Annotated in this window: 9 protein-coding genes; 7 read left to right on the forward strand and 2 right to left on the reverse strand. The window is 59.3% G+C overall.

Annotated elements, in window-relative coordinates; translation table 11 throughout:
* The first annotated feature begins 76 nt into the window (after positions 1–76).
* The 3 genes from OHL20_RS05900 to OHL20_RS05910 are packed head-to-tail and all read left to right on the forward strand — an operon-like array spanning position 77 to position 5,204.
* On the forward strand, positions 77–2,140 hold the full coding sequence (locus tag OHL20_RS05900; protein ID WP_263382273.1) for an alpha-L-arabinofuranosidase C-terminal domain-containing protein: 2,064 nt from the start codon (positions 77–79) through the stop codon (positions 2,138–2,140).
* Positions 2,141–2,162: 22 nt separating this feature from the next.
* A complete protein-coding gene (locus OHL20_RS05905) occupies positions 2,163–4,268 on the forward strand; it encodes a glycoside hydrolase family 127 protein (RefSeq protein ID WP_263382274.1) in 2,106 nt (701 codons plus the stop codon).
* Between the two features lie 9 nt (positions 4,269–4,277).
* Positions 4,278–5,204, forward strand: a complete 927-nt coding sequence (locus OHL20_RS05910) for a ribokinase (protein ID WP_263382275.1) — start codon at positions 4,278–4,280, stop codon at positions 5,202–5,204.
* Positions 5,205–5,677: 473 nt separating this feature from the next.
* Here OHL20_RS05910 and OHL20_RS05915 read toward each other — a convergent pair whose 3' ends face one another.
* Entirely contained in the window at positions 5,678–9,226 is a 3,549-nt protein-coding gene (locus tag OHL20_RS05915; RefSeq protein WP_263382276.1) for a TonB-dependent receptor, read from the reverse strand.
* A gap of 138 nt (positions 9,227–9,364) precedes the next feature.
* On the opposite strand from OHL20_RS05915, the gene OHL20_RS05920 reads away from it, so the two are divergent.
* Positions 9,365–10,825: a M20/M25/M40 family metallo-hydrolase gene (locus tag OHL20_RS05920; protein WP_263382277.1), complete on the forward strand. Its 1,461-nt coding sequence runs from the start codon at positions 9,365–9,367 to the stop codon at positions 10,823–10,825.
* Positions 10,826–10,835: 10 nt separating this feature from the next.
* On the opposite strand, the gene OHL20_RS05925 is transcribed toward OHL20_RS05920, so the two are convergent.
* Complete coding sequence (locus OHL20_RS05925; RefSeq protein WP_263382278.1) at positions 10,836–11,744, reverse strand: LysR family transcriptional regulator; 909 nt, start codon at positions 11,742–11,744, stop codon at positions 10,836–10,838.
* Positions 11,745–11,880: 136 nt separating this feature from the next.
* Here OHL20_RS05925 and OHL20_RS05930 point away from each other — a divergent pair, with 136 nt between their 5' ends.
* Genes OHL20_RS05930 through OHL20_RS05940 form a run of 3 tightly spaced genes read left to right on the forward strand, consistent with a single transcriptional unit; the run spans position 11,881 to position 17,761 of the window.
* Positions 11,881–15,060 (forward strand): efflux RND transporter permease subunit, encoded by a 3,180-nt coding sequence (locus OHL20_RS05930; protein ID WP_263382279.1) that lies wholly within the window; start codon positions 11,881–11,883, stop codon positions 15,058–15,060.
* A 2-nt stretch (positions 15,061–15,062) separates the two neighbouring features.
* Positions 15,063–16,328 (forward strand): efflux RND transporter periplasmic adaptor subunit, encoded by a 1,266-nt coding sequence (locus OHL20_RS05935; RefSeq protein ID WP_263382280.1) that lies wholly within the window; start codon positions 15,063–15,065, stop codon positions 16,326–16,328.
* Positions 16,325–17,761 (forward strand): efflux transporter outer membrane subunit, encoded by a 1,437-nt coding sequence (locus tag OHL20_RS05940; RefSeq protein WP_263382281.1) that lies wholly within the window; start codon positions 16,325–16,327, stop codon positions 17,759–17,761. The genes OHL20_RS05935 and OHL20_RS05940 overlap by 4 nt, the downstream gene beginning before the upstream one ends.
* Positions 17,762–17,791 lie beyond the last annotated feature (30 nt).

Genomic DNA, 17,791 nt, shown 5'->3' on the forward strand with positions numbered 1-17,791 from the left:
CTTGCTGCGGTTTTCCTGTCGCGTGGCTGTCTGCCTCCGGCTTTAGAATGGCACGGCCCACAGTAACGGAGGCATCATGCGCACGACCTACTTTCACCTACGGCCTGGATTCACAAACTCCTTATTGCTAGCGACGATCTGCATCGCCATTGCTGGCCCGCTCTGCGCGCAGATGACAGAATCAGCGCCCATCGCGACTGCACCTATTGCGATCAGGGTAACCCGGCCTGCAACGGAGCAGGTGATCTCCCCGATGTTGTTCGGGAGCTTTCTCGAACCTATCGGTCACTCGACATACGGCGGCCTCTGGGCGGACGCAGTCGAAAATCCGAGCTTTGAAGAAGGTTTGTGGTCGGCAGGCAACGTCGATTCCATGTTGCACGCGCACCCGGAGTTACGTCGCGCGTCGCAGCTTGGATTACCTCTTCCGTGGCAGCCGCTCGATCAGTCTCAAGGCGCACGCTATCTGCCGGTGCGAGGCGATGCTGCAAACTCGGCACAGTCCGTGCTGATCATGGCCATGCCGGATAAAGAGGTCGGTATCCTCCAGGAGGTTTATCTGCCGGTACAGCGAGAGTTGAGCTACAAAGGCAGCCTGTGGGTGAAGCATGTACAGGGTGGCGATGCGGTATCGCTGACGCTGCGGCGCCACGCTCATCCCGACCAGATACTTGCTTCAGCCAGCATCCAGGCCACCTCTGCCGAGTGGAAGAAGTACATGTTCTCCCTTGATCTAAAACCGAACACTGTGGAGCGACTTGAACCCGTGGACCTTGTGCTTTCGATCACGAACGAAGCGCGGATCCAGGTAGATAATGTGTCGCTCAATCCGGCCGATGCGGTCGACGGTATGGATCCAGAGGTGATTGACATGGCTCGGGAGCTTCATTCGCCGGTGCTACGATTCGGTGGCAACTTCACTTCCGCGTATGACTGGCACGACGGCATCGGGCCGCTCGACAAACGCGTCTCAAAGCTCAACCTCTCGTGGGGCATTCCCGAGTACAACACCTTCGGAACGGACGAGTTTCTTCGCTTCTGCGAGCTGATCCATTCGCAACCACAGGTGGCGCTCAATCTCGGAACGGGTACACCGGCACAGGCTGGCGAGTGGGTTCACTATATCGACCAGCATTGGGAGCGCCACAAGGGTGGGCTGCTCTGGGAGATGGGCAACGAGCTATGGGGCGACTTCCAGACCGGCTATCCGACGATTACCCGCGTTGCTCCCCTGACGCTGAGCTACAGCCAGGCTATCCGCAAGGTTGATCCACGAGCCGTGCTGATTGCTACGGGCGGTGACGAGGATTCCTATCGTGATTGGAACGCGAAGCAGCTCAGTAATCCGGCAGGAACCTTCAACTTTCTTTCAACACACTTCGTCGTCAACGATGCCGTACAGATGCCTCATGCGTCGAGCGAGTTCCGAACGATGGCGGCTCTGGCGCTGCCGTGGGGGCTTGCAGAGCGCATGCGAGCCATCAAGCAGCAGGCCGGAGAGGCTGGCCATCCGGATGCGCGAGTAGCCTTCACCGAGTGGTTGATGATCTCGAATGACCATACAGGCCCTAACTATACGAACATGGGTGGCGCTCTGTTTGCGGCTGGATTCCTGAATATGGTGATGCGGAACGCTGACACCGTAAGCATCTCCGACATGACGGGAATCCTCGAGTTTGGGGGCATCTGGAAGAAGCGCGGGCAGGTGTATGGAGCACCGGCTTACTGGGTGCTACGCACGCTTGCGAGCGCGAAGCCACATACTCTTCTCACCGTCTCGACGACATCGCCGACATACTCGATCAAGCGTGGTGTAAATCGACTGCCAGAGATTGCGGAGGTGCCGTATCTCGATGTGGTTGCTACCGTATCCGAAGATAAGAGCAAGCTGCTGCTGATGTGTGTGAATCGCCACCTGGTCCGACCTGAAACAGCGACGATTGATCTTACGGCTCTCGGCATCGCCGGGGGTATGGCGAAGGTGACTACGCTCACATCGGAGAATATCCTGACCGAGAACGATGAAGAGGAGCCAAATCGCATCATTCCAATTGTGCATAATGAAACCGTACAGGCTACGTTCAGCCATACCTTTCCCAATGCCAGCGTGACGCTCATTGAGATCCCTCTTTCGAAGTAGGTCAACATATCTGGAGTTGTCAATGATGATGGGATGTGGATTGGGGCTGCTCGCCATGGCAGTGATCTTGGATGTAAGCGCGGTTGCGCAGACTACAGGCGAGCTGAAGCCGCAGCGAGCAGTTGTAGCGAATCGTGCTCCGTTGGCAGCGAATGCCTACGATCCCTTGCCGCTTGGCGCGATTGAACCGAGAGGCTGGCTGGCGGATCAACTACACATTCAGGCGAATGGGTTGACCGGTCATCTGGACGAGTTCTGGGCGGATGTCAGCGCGAAGAGCGCGTGGCTTGGCGGCGATGGCGAGGCATGGGAGCGTGGTCCTTACTTCGTTGATGGTCTGCTGCCGCTGGCATATGAACTACACGACGCGAAGCTGATCGGCAAGGCGGATCAATGGATGAACTGGACGCTTGAACATCAACAACCGAGCGGGCAAATAGGCCCTAAGAGCAATGACGACTGGTGGCCGCGCATGGTCATGCTGAAGGTACTGACTCAATACGCTGAGGTGACTGGTGATCCGCGTGTCGAGCCGCTGATGGCACGCTACTTTGACTTCGAGCTGCGAGAGCTGCCGAAACGACCGCTCGAAAGCTGGGGAAGATATCGATGGCAGGACAATGCGCTTACGGTGCTGTGGCTCTATAACCGCAATGGTGACCCAAAGCTGCTGAAGCTGGCGAACCTGCTACGGACGCAGGGCTTTGACTGGAAGGCCAGCTTCGCGGACTTTCAATTCAAGGGTAAGCAGACGCGTGAGTCACTGGGCTTTGACCAGGGGATGCACAACAATCCAGAGCGGGCGATGCAGGCGCATGGGGTCAACAATGCGATGGCTCTGAAGGCTTCGCCGCTGAGTTGGCTGATGACCAGGGACGCGGGTGACAAGCACGCCCTCTATGAACAGATTGGCGATCTCGAGAAGTATCACCTGCTTCCAAACGGGATGTACTCGGGCGACGAGCATCTGTCCGGCGACAATCCTTCGCAAGGTGTTGAGCTGTGTACGGTGGTCGAGAGCATGTTCTCGTGGGAGGAGAATCTTGCGGTGATGGGCGATGCGCGCTTTGCCGATCGGCTGGAGCGCGTCGCATTCAACGCGCTGCCCGGGACGATCTCGGATGACATGTGGTCGCATCAGTATGACCAGCAGCCGAACCAGATATCCTGCACGCGAGGCGAGCGGCAATGGAGCACGAATGGACCAGATTCCAACTTGTTCGGGTTGGAGCCACACTTTGGATGTTGCACGGCGAACATGCACCAGGGCTGGCCTAAATTCACCGGGAGCCTTTGGATGGCGACTCGCGATGGTGGACTAGTGGCGACGGCCTACGCTCCAAGCCATGTGCGTGTCGACCTGCCTGGACACGACAGGAAGCTGCAAAGCTTCAGCGTGGATGAGGAGACCGAGTACCCATTCCGTGGCTCGATTCACTTTACGATTCATACTCCACGGGCGATTGAGTTGCCGGTCGTAGTGCGGATTCCGGGATGGGCGGACTCGATGACGCTGTCGATCAATGGTGGGCCCGCGCAGGAGGTCGAGCCAGTCTGTGTAAGGGACACTTTTGACGGGCGTCTACAGGCTGCCGGAAAAGTAGATACGTGTTCCTTCCATGCGATCCGGCGCGTGTGGAAGGATGGGGCTCGGGTCGATCTCACGTTGCCTATGCAGCCTCGTGTCACGCGCTGGTATCACCAGTCGGCGGCTGTGGAACGTGGGCCGCTGCTGTTCTCGTTGAAGATGGATACGGACTGGAACAAGCTGGCGCAGCATGGCGAGATGTCGGCGGACTGGCAGCTCAAGTCGGATACGCCGTGGAACTATGCTTTGGAGTTGAACGCTGCTGCTCCTGCGAAGAGCCTCACGGTGCACGAGATGCCGCTTGGTTCGGTGCCGTTCAGCGCGAAGACGCCTCCTGTCGAGATGACGGTAGAAGGCAGGCTGCTGCCGGGTTGGACTGTGGATGAGAACTCGGCTGGGCCTCTGCCTCAGAGTCCGGTGAGTAGTTCGCAGCCACGGAGCTTGTTGGAGTTGATTCCCTACGCTGCGGCAAAGCTGCGGATCACAGCCTTCCCGGTGCTTGCGCCGGATGAGGTCGCACCTCATGCAAGCGGTCGCTGAGGCGTGCCTATGACTACAGCTAAGCCGGTGATTGTCGTCGGCAGCCTGAACGTAGACCTGGTAGTTGTGGCCGAGCGGTTTGTTACTCCCGGCGAGACAATGCTGGGAAAAAGCTTTCGGGTGGTTTCCGGCGGGAAGGGTGCGAATCAGGCGGCGGCTTCGGCGCGGCTTGGCTATCCAACGCAGCTCTTTGGGCGTGTTGGCGATGATGGTTTCGGGTCTCGATTGATTGGCGACCTGGAGGCTGCGGGCGTCGACGTGAGCGGGGTTGGAAGCGTCCCGGGAAGCACGGGCACGGCCTTGATCACGACGGTGGCGAGCGGTGAGAACTCGATCGTTATCGTTCCGGGGGCCAATGGGACCATCGGACCGAACGACATCGACGGCTGGTGGCCAACTATCCATGAGGCAGGCATAGTGCTAGCGCAGCTTGAGATTCCGATGGATGCTGTCGAGCACCTGGCGAAGCTTTGTGCAGAGGCCTCGATTCCCTTCATGCTTGACCCAGCTCCGGCTCAGGGATTATCGGCGGCGCTGCTCAGCAAAGTCGCGTGGCTTACCCCGAATGAGAGTGAGGTGCTTGCTCTGACCGGGCGTGATCTGATCGGGGCGGAAGAGCCTGCTTTGCTTAAGGTCGCAGGGCACTTTCTAGACCTGGGGGTGGACGGGGTGGTGCTGAAGCTTGGGGCGCGGGGGGCTTACGTGGCTACCGCGAAGGAGCAGCGGTGGGTCCGTCCGTTTGTAGTGGAGGCGGTGGATACGACGGCGGCAGGGGATGCGTTCAACGGAGCGTTTGCGGCTTCGTTGCTGCGATTACATGATCCCTTCAGAGCGGCCCAGGTCGCTGCTGCGGCAGCGGCACTCTCAACAACGGTTCCTGGAGCTATTCCGTCGATGCCCAGCCTCCAGCAGGTTGAAGCATTATTAGAGGTCTGAGTGTTGCAGCTATCCTCTAACCTCAGCCCCAACCTGTCATCCTGAGCGAGTCCAAGGACCTACGGTTGCCCTTGCTCTTCTAGTGGTCAACTCGACGAGAACCCGCGTCTGTCTCCACGTCACGCTACCCAAAACAATCCCCGCACAACTTGACAAACTTGACTCCTAGGACCCCCACCCATCCAGCCTGAAGTTCACTTGGCACGAATCAAGTCCAGACCTAAGTACATAGTTATGAAGACTTTGGACTTATAGAAAAAATATCAAAACGCTCGAAAACACCCGGAACCAACGCCAGAGGTTTTATCAGCAAGCCCCGAAAATAAAGCTGAGGAAGTTGACAAACTCGACCGCGAAACACCCTTCATAATCCAAATCAGGCCGCCCAGGCTGGACTGACTACGTAGTCAAGTCCAGACCTAAGCCACCTTCTTTCAAGACTTTGGACTCCAGAAAGAAAATAAAAGGTCTCTCTAATAGAGGACCTTCAGCCCGAACTGGATGATACGGGGCTCGAAGGTGCTGCTGATGATGCCACCCGTGCTGGCGTTGGCGCCGTTGGTTCCACCGATGGTAGAGGGCAGGTAGAGGTTGGTGTGGTTGAGGATGTTGTAGAACTCGGTACGGAACTCGACCTTGAGACCCTCGACCGGGGTGGTGAACCGCTTGTTGAGCGAGAGGTCGGTCTGGTAGAAGGGCGTGTTGCGGAGTGGGTTGCGGGCTGCGTTGCCGAAGGGGCTCTGCAGGACGCCGTTAGCAGTGGTGCCGGGGAGGGCGAAGGCGGCGGGGTTGACGTACTGGATGAAGCCACTGCTGGCGATCTGTGTGTTCAGGATCTGCTTGACGCCCGGGTTGACGTTTGGGCGATACAGGTTTGCGCCGCGGAAGCTGTTGGAGATGGTGGGAGAGACGGAGTTCGTTGCGGCCGGGGAGTAGGTGAGGTTGAACGGCGTTCCGGACTGCATGGTGTTGATTGTGGAGAGCTGCCAGCCGCCCAGAGCGGCATCGACGAAGCCGTTCGAGGTAGAGAGGAAGCGACGGCCGTGGCCGACCGGTAGCTCGTAGATGAGGCTGGTGATGTTCGCAATGGGAAGGTTGTAGTCCGACTGTCCATAGTCCGCGCGGAGGTTGTTGGCATCCTGAACGGATGGGGTGTTGCCTTCGAGAGAGGCGCTGGTCTGGTCGAGTGCCTGCGACCAAGTGAAGGAGTTGAGGACGGTGAGACCGGCGACGAAGCGCTGCTCGTAGCGAACCTGCAGCGAGTTGTAGTTGCCGGAGAACTCGTTCAGGGCTTCAGTGATGTCCGAGAACTTCGGGAAGGGGCGGTTTGCCTGCGCGAAGCCGACGGCCGGATTGAGCTGATTGGCGTTGATGAAGCCCTGCAGCTTGAGGCTGTGATTGCCGACGTAGGCTATGTCGAGGCGGGTGTTCTTGGCAAGCTCGCGCTGGACGCTTAGGAAGTAGCTTTCGACGTAGCTGTCGCGGGTGTTGCGAGGAACATAGGTGACGTTATCGGTAAGCGGGTTGAAGGTGGTGGTGAGGCCGGTTGGGAAGCCCTGCTCGGCGGAGACGTAGCAGCCGCCGGCTACGTTGCCGATCTGCGCGACGGTGGGTGAGCCGGTGCAGTGGTTTGTAGGCGTGGGTTTGAGGTTGTTCTGGTTGACGGCGACGAAGAGCGCCTGTGGTGCGTTGATGCCGAGGATGTCGCCTGAACCGGCGCGGGTGTAGTGGACGAAGCTCATGCCAAAGCCGCCGCGGATCGCGGTCTTGCCATCCGGGGCGTAGGCGAAACCAGCGCGTGGGGCGAAGTCGTTGAGGTCTGGATTGACGAGGGTGCTGTTGTAGACACCGCCGGACGGGGAGACCGAGGTGATGGCTGCTCCGGTGGCACCGGGGGTAGTGGTGAGGACGGTCTGCGAGATGGGATCGAAGTTCGAGACGAAGTTGTTCTGCTCGGCGTAGGGCGAGCCATACTCCCAGCGCAGGCCGAGGTTGAGGGTCAGGTTGGGAAGGGCCTTCCAGTCATCCTGCGCGTAGGCGCTGTGGAAGGTCTGACGGAGATGGGTGGTGAAGACGTTCGCGGCGGAGTAGCCACTGGTGGTGCCGAAGAGGAAGTCTGCCCAGAAGGTATCGGAGACGGCGGCGGAGCTGAGAGCGGCCGGTGTGCCTGCAGCGGCACTACAGGTTCCGACGCCGGGGATGATGGTGCCTGCGGGGCATGCGCTGTAACCGCCGCCGTAGGTAAAGGAGCCGAAGAGCGGGTTGTTGTCGCTAACGGCCATCCAGACATGCTCGTACTCGTAGCCGAACTTCATGGAGTGCCGACCCTTGACGTAGGTGAAGTTGATTTTGGGGTCGAGCAGGGCGGGGTTCTGGAACTGGGGGTTGGTGCTTTGACGACCGAAGCCGGTGAAGCCGTTGATGGTGGTGGTGGGGAGGCCGCCGGAGACGGAAGGGTCGGTGGGGAGGCCGGGGATGTTGAAGGACGTGCTGCCGATCGAGGTGGAGAACTTACCGGCCTTGGTGCGGGAGAGACCTACGCGGGCGTCGAGAACCTTGTCGGAGCCGAAGAGGCGGGTGAAGCCGAGGACGGCCTGCTGATCGAGGACGCGGATCTTGCCGTTGGTCTGACCGTCGAGAGGCAGGGGGAGGGCTGGCGAATTGAGGGCGTTCTCCTTGCGGTCGCTGACGCGGAGGAACCAGGAGGTGGAGGGGTTCTGCTGGTAGTCGAAACGGAGGTCGCCCTTGTCGGAGTTATCGGTGAACGGGACCTGGACGGCGTAGTTGAACTGGGCAAGTCCGGTGCCGGGTGCGCCGGGGACGGGAGAGATGGGAACCTGGCGGAAGGCGGTGATGATCTGGCGCGACAGGGGGTTGATGTCGCTGGTGGGGATGGTGGAGCCGGCGGCGTAGACCTTGCCGGTGAGGGGGTTGCGGACGGGCGCGACGAGGACGCCATTCAGCTCGTTCTGGGTGGGGAGGGTAAGGACGCTGAGGGGCTTGAGGACCTGGCGGAAGCCTTCGTAATCGAGGAAGAAGAAGAGCTTGTCCTCGACGATGGGGCCGCCGAAGTTGACACCGTACTGGTTACGATTGAAGGTTGGCTTCTTGAAGGGGACGACGATGCCGGAGGTGCCGGTGCTGGTGGGCTTGAAGAAGCCCGCGGCGTTGAGGTCGGTGTTGCGGAAGAACTCGTAGAGGGTGGCGTGGTATTTGTTGGTGCCGGAGTTTGAGGCGACGTTGATGGTAGCCCCGGAGGAGCGGCCAAACTCGGCACTCTCGTTGTTGGTGACGACCTGGAACTGGGCGACGGAGTCTGGCGGGACGGCGATGATCTGGTTGTCGAAGCCCTGGTTGCTCTCGCCATAGGCGTTGTTATCGAGGCCATCCAGCAGGAAGTTATTGAACATGCTGCGCTGGCCGTTGATGTTGTAGGCTCCGGCGCGGACGAGGGAGTTGATGGAGCTGGTGGTAGCGGCGGTGGGCGCCTGGCGCGAGCCGGTGACGAGGCCGAGGAGATCGGAGTAGTTCCGACTGACGAGCGGGAGGGCTTCGCTCTGATAGTTGGTGATGGTCTGGCCGCGTTCGCTGGATTCCGTCTCAAGCTGGAGCGTGACGTCTGAGACCTCGACGGTGGTGCTGGCGGAGCCGACTTTGAGCGTCAGGTCGATGTGGGTGCGACCACCGACGGAGACGGTTACATTCTGGGCGACCGTATCGGAAAAGCCCGGAGCCGTGGCGGCGATGGTGTAGACGCCGACCTTGAGCGTGGGGACTTCATAGTCGCCGCTTGCGTTCGTGGTGGTCTCGGTGCTGATGGCGGTGGCGGTGTTGGTGATCTTGACGGTTGCGTTGGGAACCGCTGCTCCGCTGGCGTCGTGGATGGTGCCGACGGCGCTGCCGTTATCGAACTGTGCGTGAGCTACTGGAGCGGCGAGGAGGAGGACCGCGACGAGAATCGCGATGCCGAGGAATACGCGCTGGCCTAGCGCGGCAAGAGATTGCCGTGTGACGTCGTTCATGATGTGCATAGGTTGAAGGTAGGGGTCGTATGAGAACGCTTCTTGAACAGAGTGTGAACGGACGTTGAATCGGGGTATCGTAGTGGATATTCGTTGCGAACAAATTTGTCTCATACACATGCCTCCAAGGAGAATTTCTTGATTCGTGCTCGTCTGCTGTTCTCTCTTCTTCTCGTCAGCCCTTTTGCGGTACATGCTCAGAGCGACTCTGTAATCGCGAATCAATATAAGCCTGCTGCAGACAAGCTGATCGAAGCATCGTTGGCGGATGGTCAGGGCTATGCGAATCTCGCTTACCTTTGCGATCACATTGGAAAACGGATCAGCGGAAGTGAGCCGCTGGAGCGGGCCATTGCATGGAGCGCTGACCTGATGAAGAAGGAGGGTCTGACCAACGTGACGGTACAGCCGGTGATGGTGCCGAAGTGGGTGCGGGGTAAGGAGTCCGGATCGATCGTTGCGCCGGTTGAGAAGCCGCTGCACATGCTGGGGCTTGGGATGAGCGTCGGCACAGAGGTGGGTGGAATTACGGCCGAGGTTGTGGTGGTGTCGAACTTTGAGGCGCTGGCAAAGCTGGGCCGTAAGGGCGTCGAGGGAAAGATCGTCTTGTACGACGCGCCTTACGAGGGCTATGGGAAGACGGTGATGTACCGTGCGGCGGGAGCTTCACAGGCAGCGGCGCTTGGGGCTGTGGGGATGCTGGTGCGGTCGATTACGCCGCTGGCGATGCAGACTCCACATACGGGTGCGCTGCAGTATGACCCGAAGCTGCCGAAGATTCCTGCGGCGGCTATTTCTCCTGAGGACGCGATGATGCTGAGCCGGTTGTATGCGGAGGGTCAGCCGGTCAAGGTCCACCTCGACATGGAGGCGCACATGGATGCCGATGCGCAGAGCGGCAATGTGATGGGCGAGATTGTGGGGAGCGAGCATCCGGAGGAGATCGTGGTGCTGGGCGGGCATATCGACTCGTGGGATGTGGGGCAGGGCGCTCAGGATGACGGCTCGGGAATTATGGCGACACTGGCTGCGGTCGCCGAGATCAAGAAGCTGGGGATGGTGCCGAAGCGGACGATCCGTGTGGTGTTCTGGGTGAATGAGGAGAATGGCGATGCCGGGGGGATCGCGTATCGAAAGATGCTTGGGGACAAGCTCTCGACGCAGGTAGCGGCGATTGAGATGGATGGTGGGGCTGAAGCTCCGGTGGGTTATGGGTACGGGTCTGTGGGTGGTCGGCGGCGTGCGGTTCCGGGCGCTGCTGTGCAGGCTGCTCCGCCAAAGCTGGCACCGGCGGAGCAGCATTCGCTGGAGTTGCTACAGCAGATTGGTACGCTGCTGAAGCCGATTGGCGCGGACAAGGTGACGGAGGGCGGCGGCGGCTCGGATATTGCGCCGATGATGAAGGATGGCGTGCCCGGGCTTGGCGAGGTGACGACGGCGGCGCACTACTTCGACTGGCACCATACAGAGGCGGATACGCTGGACAAGGTGGACCCGAAGGAGTTCCGCAAGAACGTCGCATCGCTCGCGGTGATGACGTGGGTTCTGGCGGATATGCCTGAGAAGCTGGCGGGCCACAAGGGCGTCGAAGGAGAGTAGCGCTGCTTCGTCAGATGTTTCGGCGCGTCTGGATCTGGTCTTTGTTTTCGCGCACGAGGTCGAGGAACTGCTGGACGATGGGGCTCTCGCGCTCCGGGTTCCAGGCGATGGAGATGCCGACGTGGGTGTCCTGCGGCTCGAGCTCGGAGAAGACGAGGCCGGAGGTGGCGAGATAGCGGACGCCGGAGGGGACGAGGGCGATGCCCTCCCCTGACTCGACGAGGGTGAGGATGCTCGGCCAGCCGAGGGAGCGGTGGGCGATCTCCGGCGAGAAGCCAGCCCCGGAACAGAGCGCCAGGATGCTATCGAAGATCGTCGGGTTCTGCTCGCGCTCAAGCATGACGAAGCGCTCTTCGGCGAGGGCGGCTACGGGGATGGTCTTACCGGCGAGAGGATGGCTTCGCGGCAGCGCAACGACAATGGGATCGCGGTAGAGAAGCTCCGCACAGAGCAGGCGGTCGAAGGGCGGCTCGAGCGGACGGGTGAAGCCTACGTCGATCTTGCCCGAGATCAGCGCGTCCATCTGAACATTGGCGTGCATCTCAAAGAGGGATAGCCGTACATCGGGATGCAGTTCCCGGTAATCGCGAATGATGCGGGAGAAAAAGTCGCCCGCACCCCAGAGAAAGAACCCGATCGCCAGGGTGCCAATCTGGCCATGCATGGAGCGGCGGGTAACATCGATGGCGCGCTCGGCAGCAAGGAGGGTCTTTCTAGCCTCGACGAGGAAGAGGGCACCATGCGGGGTAAGGCGGGTCTGGCGGGGTTGCCGATCCAACAATGGGCCGCCCATCTCGCGCTCCAGATCGGCGATCTGCTCGCTGATTGCGGACTGCGAGACATGCAGGATGCGGCTGGCTTTGCTAAATGTGCCTTGTTCCGCCACGGCGCAGAAATAGCGTAGGTGTCTTAGTTCCATTGCAACTCAATTTATACCCTGCTATCGGTCAATCCGATACACGGCACCGGAATAAACTGTGAAACCTTAGGATGACGGCAGTGTCTACTTCTATGTAGAGTGTTTCGCTCAAATTCCTCGAGGCAAAGTACCGACTATGTGGATCGTTAAGCTAGCCCTGACCCGGCCCTACACCTTTATCGTGCTGGCGATTCTCATTCTGATTGCTGCGCCAGTGGTGATTCTGAACACGCCTACGGATATCTTTCCAAACATCAATATCCCTGTGGTGTCGATCGCCTGGCAGTATACGGGCCTGAATCCGACTGACCTTGAAGGGCGCATTACGACGCCGTTTGAGAAGGTGCTGACGACGCTGGTCGATAACATTCAGCACATCGAGTCAACGACCTATAACGGTCAGGCCATCGTCAAGGTTTATCTGCAGCCGGGCGCGAGCCTGGACACGGCGAATGCACAGGTAAGTGCCGCTTCCGAGTTTGAACTGCGCAGCTTACCGCCGGGGATTCTGCCGCCGCAGATTATCAACTTCAGCGCGTCGAGCGTTCCGATTCTGCAGCTTGGGCTTTCAGGTCGCGGTCTGACAGAACAGCAACTCAACGATATTGGTTTGAACTTCGTGCGTACGCAGCTTGTTACCGTACCGGGCGCGGTGATCCCCAGTGTGTACGGCGGCAAACAGCGCACTATCATGGTCAACCTTGATCCGAAGGCGCTGCAATCCCAGGGGCTTTCGCCATCGGATGTACTCAATGCGCTGGCGTCGCAGAATATCGTTCAACCGGGTGGTACGGCGAAGATTGGATTCGCCGAATACGACATTCATCTGAACTCGTCTCCGGTAACGCTTGAGGGACTTCGGAACCTGCCGCTGAAGCAGGTGAACGGAACGACGATCTATGTGCGTGATGTGGCGTCGATCGCTGACGGCAGCATTCCGCAGACCAACATCGTCCGGCAGGATGGCCATCGCGGAGTCCTGGTGACGGTGCTGAAGTCAGGTAACGCCTCTACGCTGGATGTCGTGTCGGGCGTGCGTGCACTGCTTCCGCGGATCGCACTGACGGTGCCCTCCGAACTGAAGATGACCCCGATTGGCGATCAGTCTGTCTTCGTTCGCGGGTCGATCGAAGGCGTTATTCGCGAGGCCATTATTGCTGCCGTGCTGACCGGCCTGATGATCCTGCTGTTCCTTGGAAGCTGGCGCAGCACGGTCATCATCGCGGTATCTATCCCGCTGTCGATTCTTTCGTCGATCATCGTCCTTGGACTGCTTGGGCAGACGATCAACATCATGACGCTGAGCGGACTGGCGCTGGCTGTCGGCATCCTGGTGGACGATGCGACGGTGACCATTGAAAATATTGAGCGCTATCTTGAGGAAGGTAATGAGCTGAATACGGCCATCCTCGAGGGTGCGGCGCAGATCTCGGTTCCGGCGCTGGTGTCGACGCTTTGTATCTGCATTGTGTTCCTGCCGATGTTCTTCCTGAGTGGCGTGGCGAAGTACCTTTTTGTTCCGCTGGCGGAATCGGTCGTCTTCGCAATGCTTGCGTCGTACATCCTCTCTCGAACGCTGGTGCCTACGCTTTCGATGTACCTGCTCAAGGCGCACGATCATCACGCGGTGCCGTCCCGCAATCTCTTTGCACGGTTTCAAAGGGCGTTCAATCGCGGGTTCGAGAGGGTACGTGCAACGTACGAGGATCTGCTGGGGCGCCTGGTAGGAATGCGCGTGTTCTTCGTGCCGATTTTCCTGCTGGTTTGCGTATGCGCGTTTATTCTGGTGCCGTTCCTTGGCCGCAACTTCTTTCCAAGCACGGACAATGGCGCGTTCATTCTGCATGTGCGGGCGCGTACGGGAACACGCATCGAGGATACGGCCAAGCTCTGTGACCTCGTTGAACAGTCCATCCGCAAGACGGTTCCGGCGGGTGAGATGGATACGATTCTCGATAACATCGGCCTGCCGTACAGCACACTGAACACACAGCACGCGACGTCTGGCCTCTTTGGTGCGGGCGATGCGGACATTCTCGTCTCGTTGAAGGAAGATCATCATCCGACGATTGAGTATGTGGAAGCGTTCCGCAAGAATCTGCCGAAGGAGTTTGCGGGGACGATCTTCTACTTCCTGCCTTCCGATATCGTGACGCAGATTTTGAACTTCGGTCTGCCCTCGCCTATCGATGTTCAGATTGAGGGCTCTGACCTTGTTGGCAACCGCAAGGTGCTGAACACGATGTTGGATCAGTTGAAGCAGGTTCCCGGACTGGTCGACCTGCGCATTGAACAGCCGGATGATTATCCCGTGCTCGACATCGCCGTCGATCGAACGAAGGCTGTGCAGGGTGGATATTCCCAGCGCGATGTCGGTACAAGCATCCTGAACATTTTGAGCGGCAGCAACCAGTTGACGCCGATGTTCTACCTGAATCCAAAGAACGGCGTGAACTACAGCATGGTGGCGCAGTCACCGCAGTATGACTTCCAGACGCTGAACGATCTGCAGAATATTCCGCTCTCCGCAGCGGCTGCAAAACAGCCGGAGATTTTGGCTGATGTTGCAACAATCAGCCGCTCAGCTGAGATGCCGATCATCAGCCACTACAACATTCGGCGAACGCTCGACATCTACGGCAACGTGCAGGGACGCGATCTCGGCGCTGTCGGCAAGGATATCCAGAAGATCGTCGATGCCAACCGGAAGGACCTGCCGCGCGGCAGCTTTGCGCGGGTTCGCGGCCAGATCGAGACCATGAACTCGTCGTACATCGGACTGATTGGTGGGCTGGCCTTCGCTATCGTGCTGGTCTACCTGCTGATCGTGGTGAACTTCCAATCGTGGCTTGATCCGTTCATCATCATTACGGCGCTGCCAGCGGCGCTTGCGGGTATTGTGCTGTTCCTGTTCGCAACACGTACGACGTTGAGCGTGCCGGCTCTGATGGGCGCGATCATGTGCATGGGCGTTGCAACGGCCAATAGTATTCTGGTCGTGTCCTTCGCGAAGGAGCGATTCGAGCATCATGGAGATCCGATTATGGCGGCGATTGAAGCTGGTGCGACTCGCTTCCGACCGGTCATGATGACGGCGCTGGCGATGATTATCGGCATGATCCCGATGGCACTGGGAGCAGGCGAAGGCGGTGAGCAGAACGCACCGCTGGGACGCGCCGTGATTGGCGGTCTCTCCTGCGCGACCATCGCGACCCTGATCTTTGTTCCTGCGGTATTCGCCCTGCTGCATGCGCGCCGTGAGCAATCAGATGCACCCTTGCACCAGACCCATGAGCAGATGGCGGCAGGAGACTAACCATGAGCGAGACCGGAGAGACAGCCAGTATGCCCAGCACGATATCGGAACCAAGGAACGAAGAGATGACAACCCCCTCGCACGCTAACCCGACCGATATCCAGCCAGGACCGCCCAAGCGTGGCCTGCCCAGTGCGGTATGGCTTGTGCTTGCCGTCGTCGTGATCGTGCTGCTGGTGGTTATTGCTTACGGCGTGCTGTCGCGTGCTGCGGCAGAGCGCGAGTTGGCGAAGCAGACGAAGATCGCTGCTATTCCGACCGTGGAGGTTATTCATCCTTCCGGCTCGACGCTATCGGCCGAGATCTCGCTGCCCGGCAGTACACAGGCCTTCACAGACACGCCGATCTATGCGCGAACCAGCGGCTATCTGAAGAAGTGGTACTTCGATATTGGTGCTCATGTACGCAAGGGCCAACTGATGGCGCAGATCGAGACGCCGGAGACTGATCAGCAGTTGCAGGTGGCGCAGGCCGACTTGAAGAGCTCGCAAGCTAACCTCAATCTCGCCAACACGACCGCCGTTCGGTATCAGAATCTACTCAAGTCGAACTCGGTTTCACGGCAGGAAACCGATCAGGCGGTAAGCGATGCGGAGGCGAAGCAGGCGGCGGTCGATGCGTCTGAGGCGAGCGTCCGAAGGCTGCAGCAGCTTGTTTCGTTTGAGAACGTCTATGCTCCATTTGATGGCATTGTGACGGCGCGCCGCATCGATATTGGCTCGCTGATTGCTGCCGGCGCGAACACGACGCCGCAGGAGCTTTTTCATATGGCTGCGATCGGGGGCATCCGCGTGTTTGTGTCCGTGCCCGAGGCATACTCGGCGGGCATCCACGACGGTGCAGAAGCTACGCTGACGCTTGATGAGTATCCGAAGGAGAAGTTTGTCGGCAAAATTGCTCGCAACTCCAACGCTATCGATTCGGCGACTCGAACGTTGAACGTGGAAGTCGATGTGGATAACCCGAAGGGCCTGCTGCTGCCTGGAGCGTATGTATTTGTTCATTTCAAGATACCGGACCATGGGAGCACGCTGACGCTTCCCTCGAATACGTTGCTTTTTCGTAGCGAAGGCCTGCGGGTTGGTGTTGTTCGCGACGGCCGCGCTGTCCTGGTTCCAGTGACCATCGCGCATGATGCTGGAGAGACTGTCGAGATCGGTTCCGGCTTAACGGCCGCGGATCAGGTTATCGTAGATCCATCGGACTCTCTGGCCAGCGGACAACAGGTCCACGTCGCGGAGCCCCACAAAACGGCAGGTGCTCAATGAATCGTCGCATTACAGCAACAGTCGCTACGGCAACGCTGATGCTTAGTGGCTGCATGGTTGGACCGAAGTACGTCAAACCAGCAGCACCCCTCGCTCCTGATTTCAAAGAAGATAAAGCCTGGCAGCGCGCTCAGCCAGCAGATACGAAGCTGCGCGGCACCTGGTGGACGATGTTCAGCGACTCCCAACTCAACGAGCTGGAACCCCAGATCGCCACCGAGAACCAGACTGCCAAACAGGCAGAGGCGCGCTTTCGAGAGGCGCGGGCATTGATCCAGTTCAACCGGGCCAGCCTTGCACCGACGATCGGGACTTCCCCGTCGTATGCCGGTTTGCGCGAGTCGTCCAATCGACCGTACTTCAGTTCGATCAACGCGAACAGCAACGGGATTGGTGGCGGCGATCTACAGCTTCCCCTGTCGATCAGCTACGAGGTTGACCTGTGGGGCCGCATTCGGCGAAGCGTCAGCGCAGCACGCGAAGAGGCGACGGCCAGTGCGGGCGACTATCAATCGGCGCTGCTGAGCCTGCAGTCTGAGCTTGCCGTGGACTACTTCGAAGCGCGGGCCGCAGATGCGGAAGAGAAGCTGCTGAACGATACGGTCAAGACCTATGACGAGGCTTATCGGATCACCTCAAATCGCTTTGAGGGTGGAGTGTCGCCGAAGTCGGACGTTGACCAGGCGAAGACACAGCTCGAAGCGGCCCGGGTGCAGGCCAGTGATGTTGCCGTCATCCGCGCGCAGTATGAGCATGCGATTGCGGTGCTGATCGGTAAGCCGCCTGCCTCGTTTACGCTTGCTGCGTCGCCGCTGGCTACCCAGCCGCCATCAATTCCTGTAGCGCTTCCTTCGGAGTTGCTGGAGCGACGGCCAGATATTTCGGCGGCAGAGCGACGCATGGCAGAGCAGAACGATCGTGTTGGAATTGCAACTGCTGCCTACTATCCGACGGTCTCCTTCAGCGCAGCAGCTGGGCTTGAGGCGACGACGATCACTAACTTGGCGAAGACGTCGAGCATTCTTTGGTCGGCTGGCCCTACCGTGTCTGAGACCCTGTTCGACTATGGCCGGCGACGCTCGGTCGTGGTCCAGGCAAAGGCGACCTACGACGAGACGGTTGCTAACTATCGGCAGACCACGCTGACGGCATTTCAGCAGGTAGAAGATAACCTTGCGGTCTTGCGCGTTCTGCAAAACGAGGCGGAGCAGCAGCATCGTGCTACCGAGGCGGCGGAGTCTGCGGTGCAGATCTTCAACAATCGGTATGTCGGCGGCCTGGATACATACCTGCAGGTTGTGACGGCGCAGACGACGGCTCTTGTCAATGAGCGCAATGACATCGACATCGAGCGACGCCAGATGGATGCGAGCGTTCTGTTGATCAAGGCGCTGGGCGGCGGATGGGATACATCGCAACTACCGAAGCTGTAATTTCGGCGCAGCAAATGGCCCGTCGCAGAT

Source organism: Granulicella arctica, assembly GCF_025685605.1.
Classification (GTDB): Bacteria; Acidobacteriota; Terriglobia; order Terriglobales; family Acidobacteriaceae; genus Edaphobacter; species Edaphobacter arcticus.

What these genes read in the sequence shown, in the direction of transcription:
- OHL20_RS05900 (WP_263382273.1), top strand. Translation starts at nt 77, where the DNA reads ATGCGCACGACCTACTTTCACCTACGGCCTGGATTCACAAACTCCTTA.
- OHL20_RS05905 (WP_263382274.1), top strand. Translation starts at nt 2,163, where the DNA reads ATGATGATGGGATGTGGATTGGGGCTGCTCGCCATGGCAGTGATCTTG.
- OHL20_RS05910 (WP_263382275.1), top strand. Translation starts at nt 4,278, where the DNA reads ATGACTACAGCTAAGCCGGTGATTGTCGTCGGCAGCCTGAACGTAGAC.
- OHL20_RS05915 (WP_263382276.1), bottom strand. Translation starts at nt 9,226, where the DNA reads ATGAACGACGTCACACGGCAATCTCTTGCCGCGCTAGGCCAGCGCGTA.
- OHL20_RS05925 (WP_263382278.1), bottom strand. Translation starts at nt 11,744, where the DNA reads ATGGAACTAAGACACCTACGCTATTTCTGCGCCGTGGCGGAACAAGGC.
- OHL20_RS05930 (WP_263382279.1), top strand. Translation starts at nt 11,881, where the DNA reads ATGTGGATCGTTAAGCTAGCCCTGACCCGGCCCTACACCTTTATCGTG.
- OHL20_RS05935 (WP_263382280.1), top strand. Translation starts at nt 15,063, where the DNA reads ATGAGCGAGACCGGAGAGACAGCCAGTATGCCCAGCACGATATCGGAA.
- OHL20_RS05940 (WP_263382281.1), top strand. Translation starts at nt 16,325, where the DNA reads ATGAATCGTCGCATTACAGCAACAGTCGCTACGGCAACGCTGATGCTT.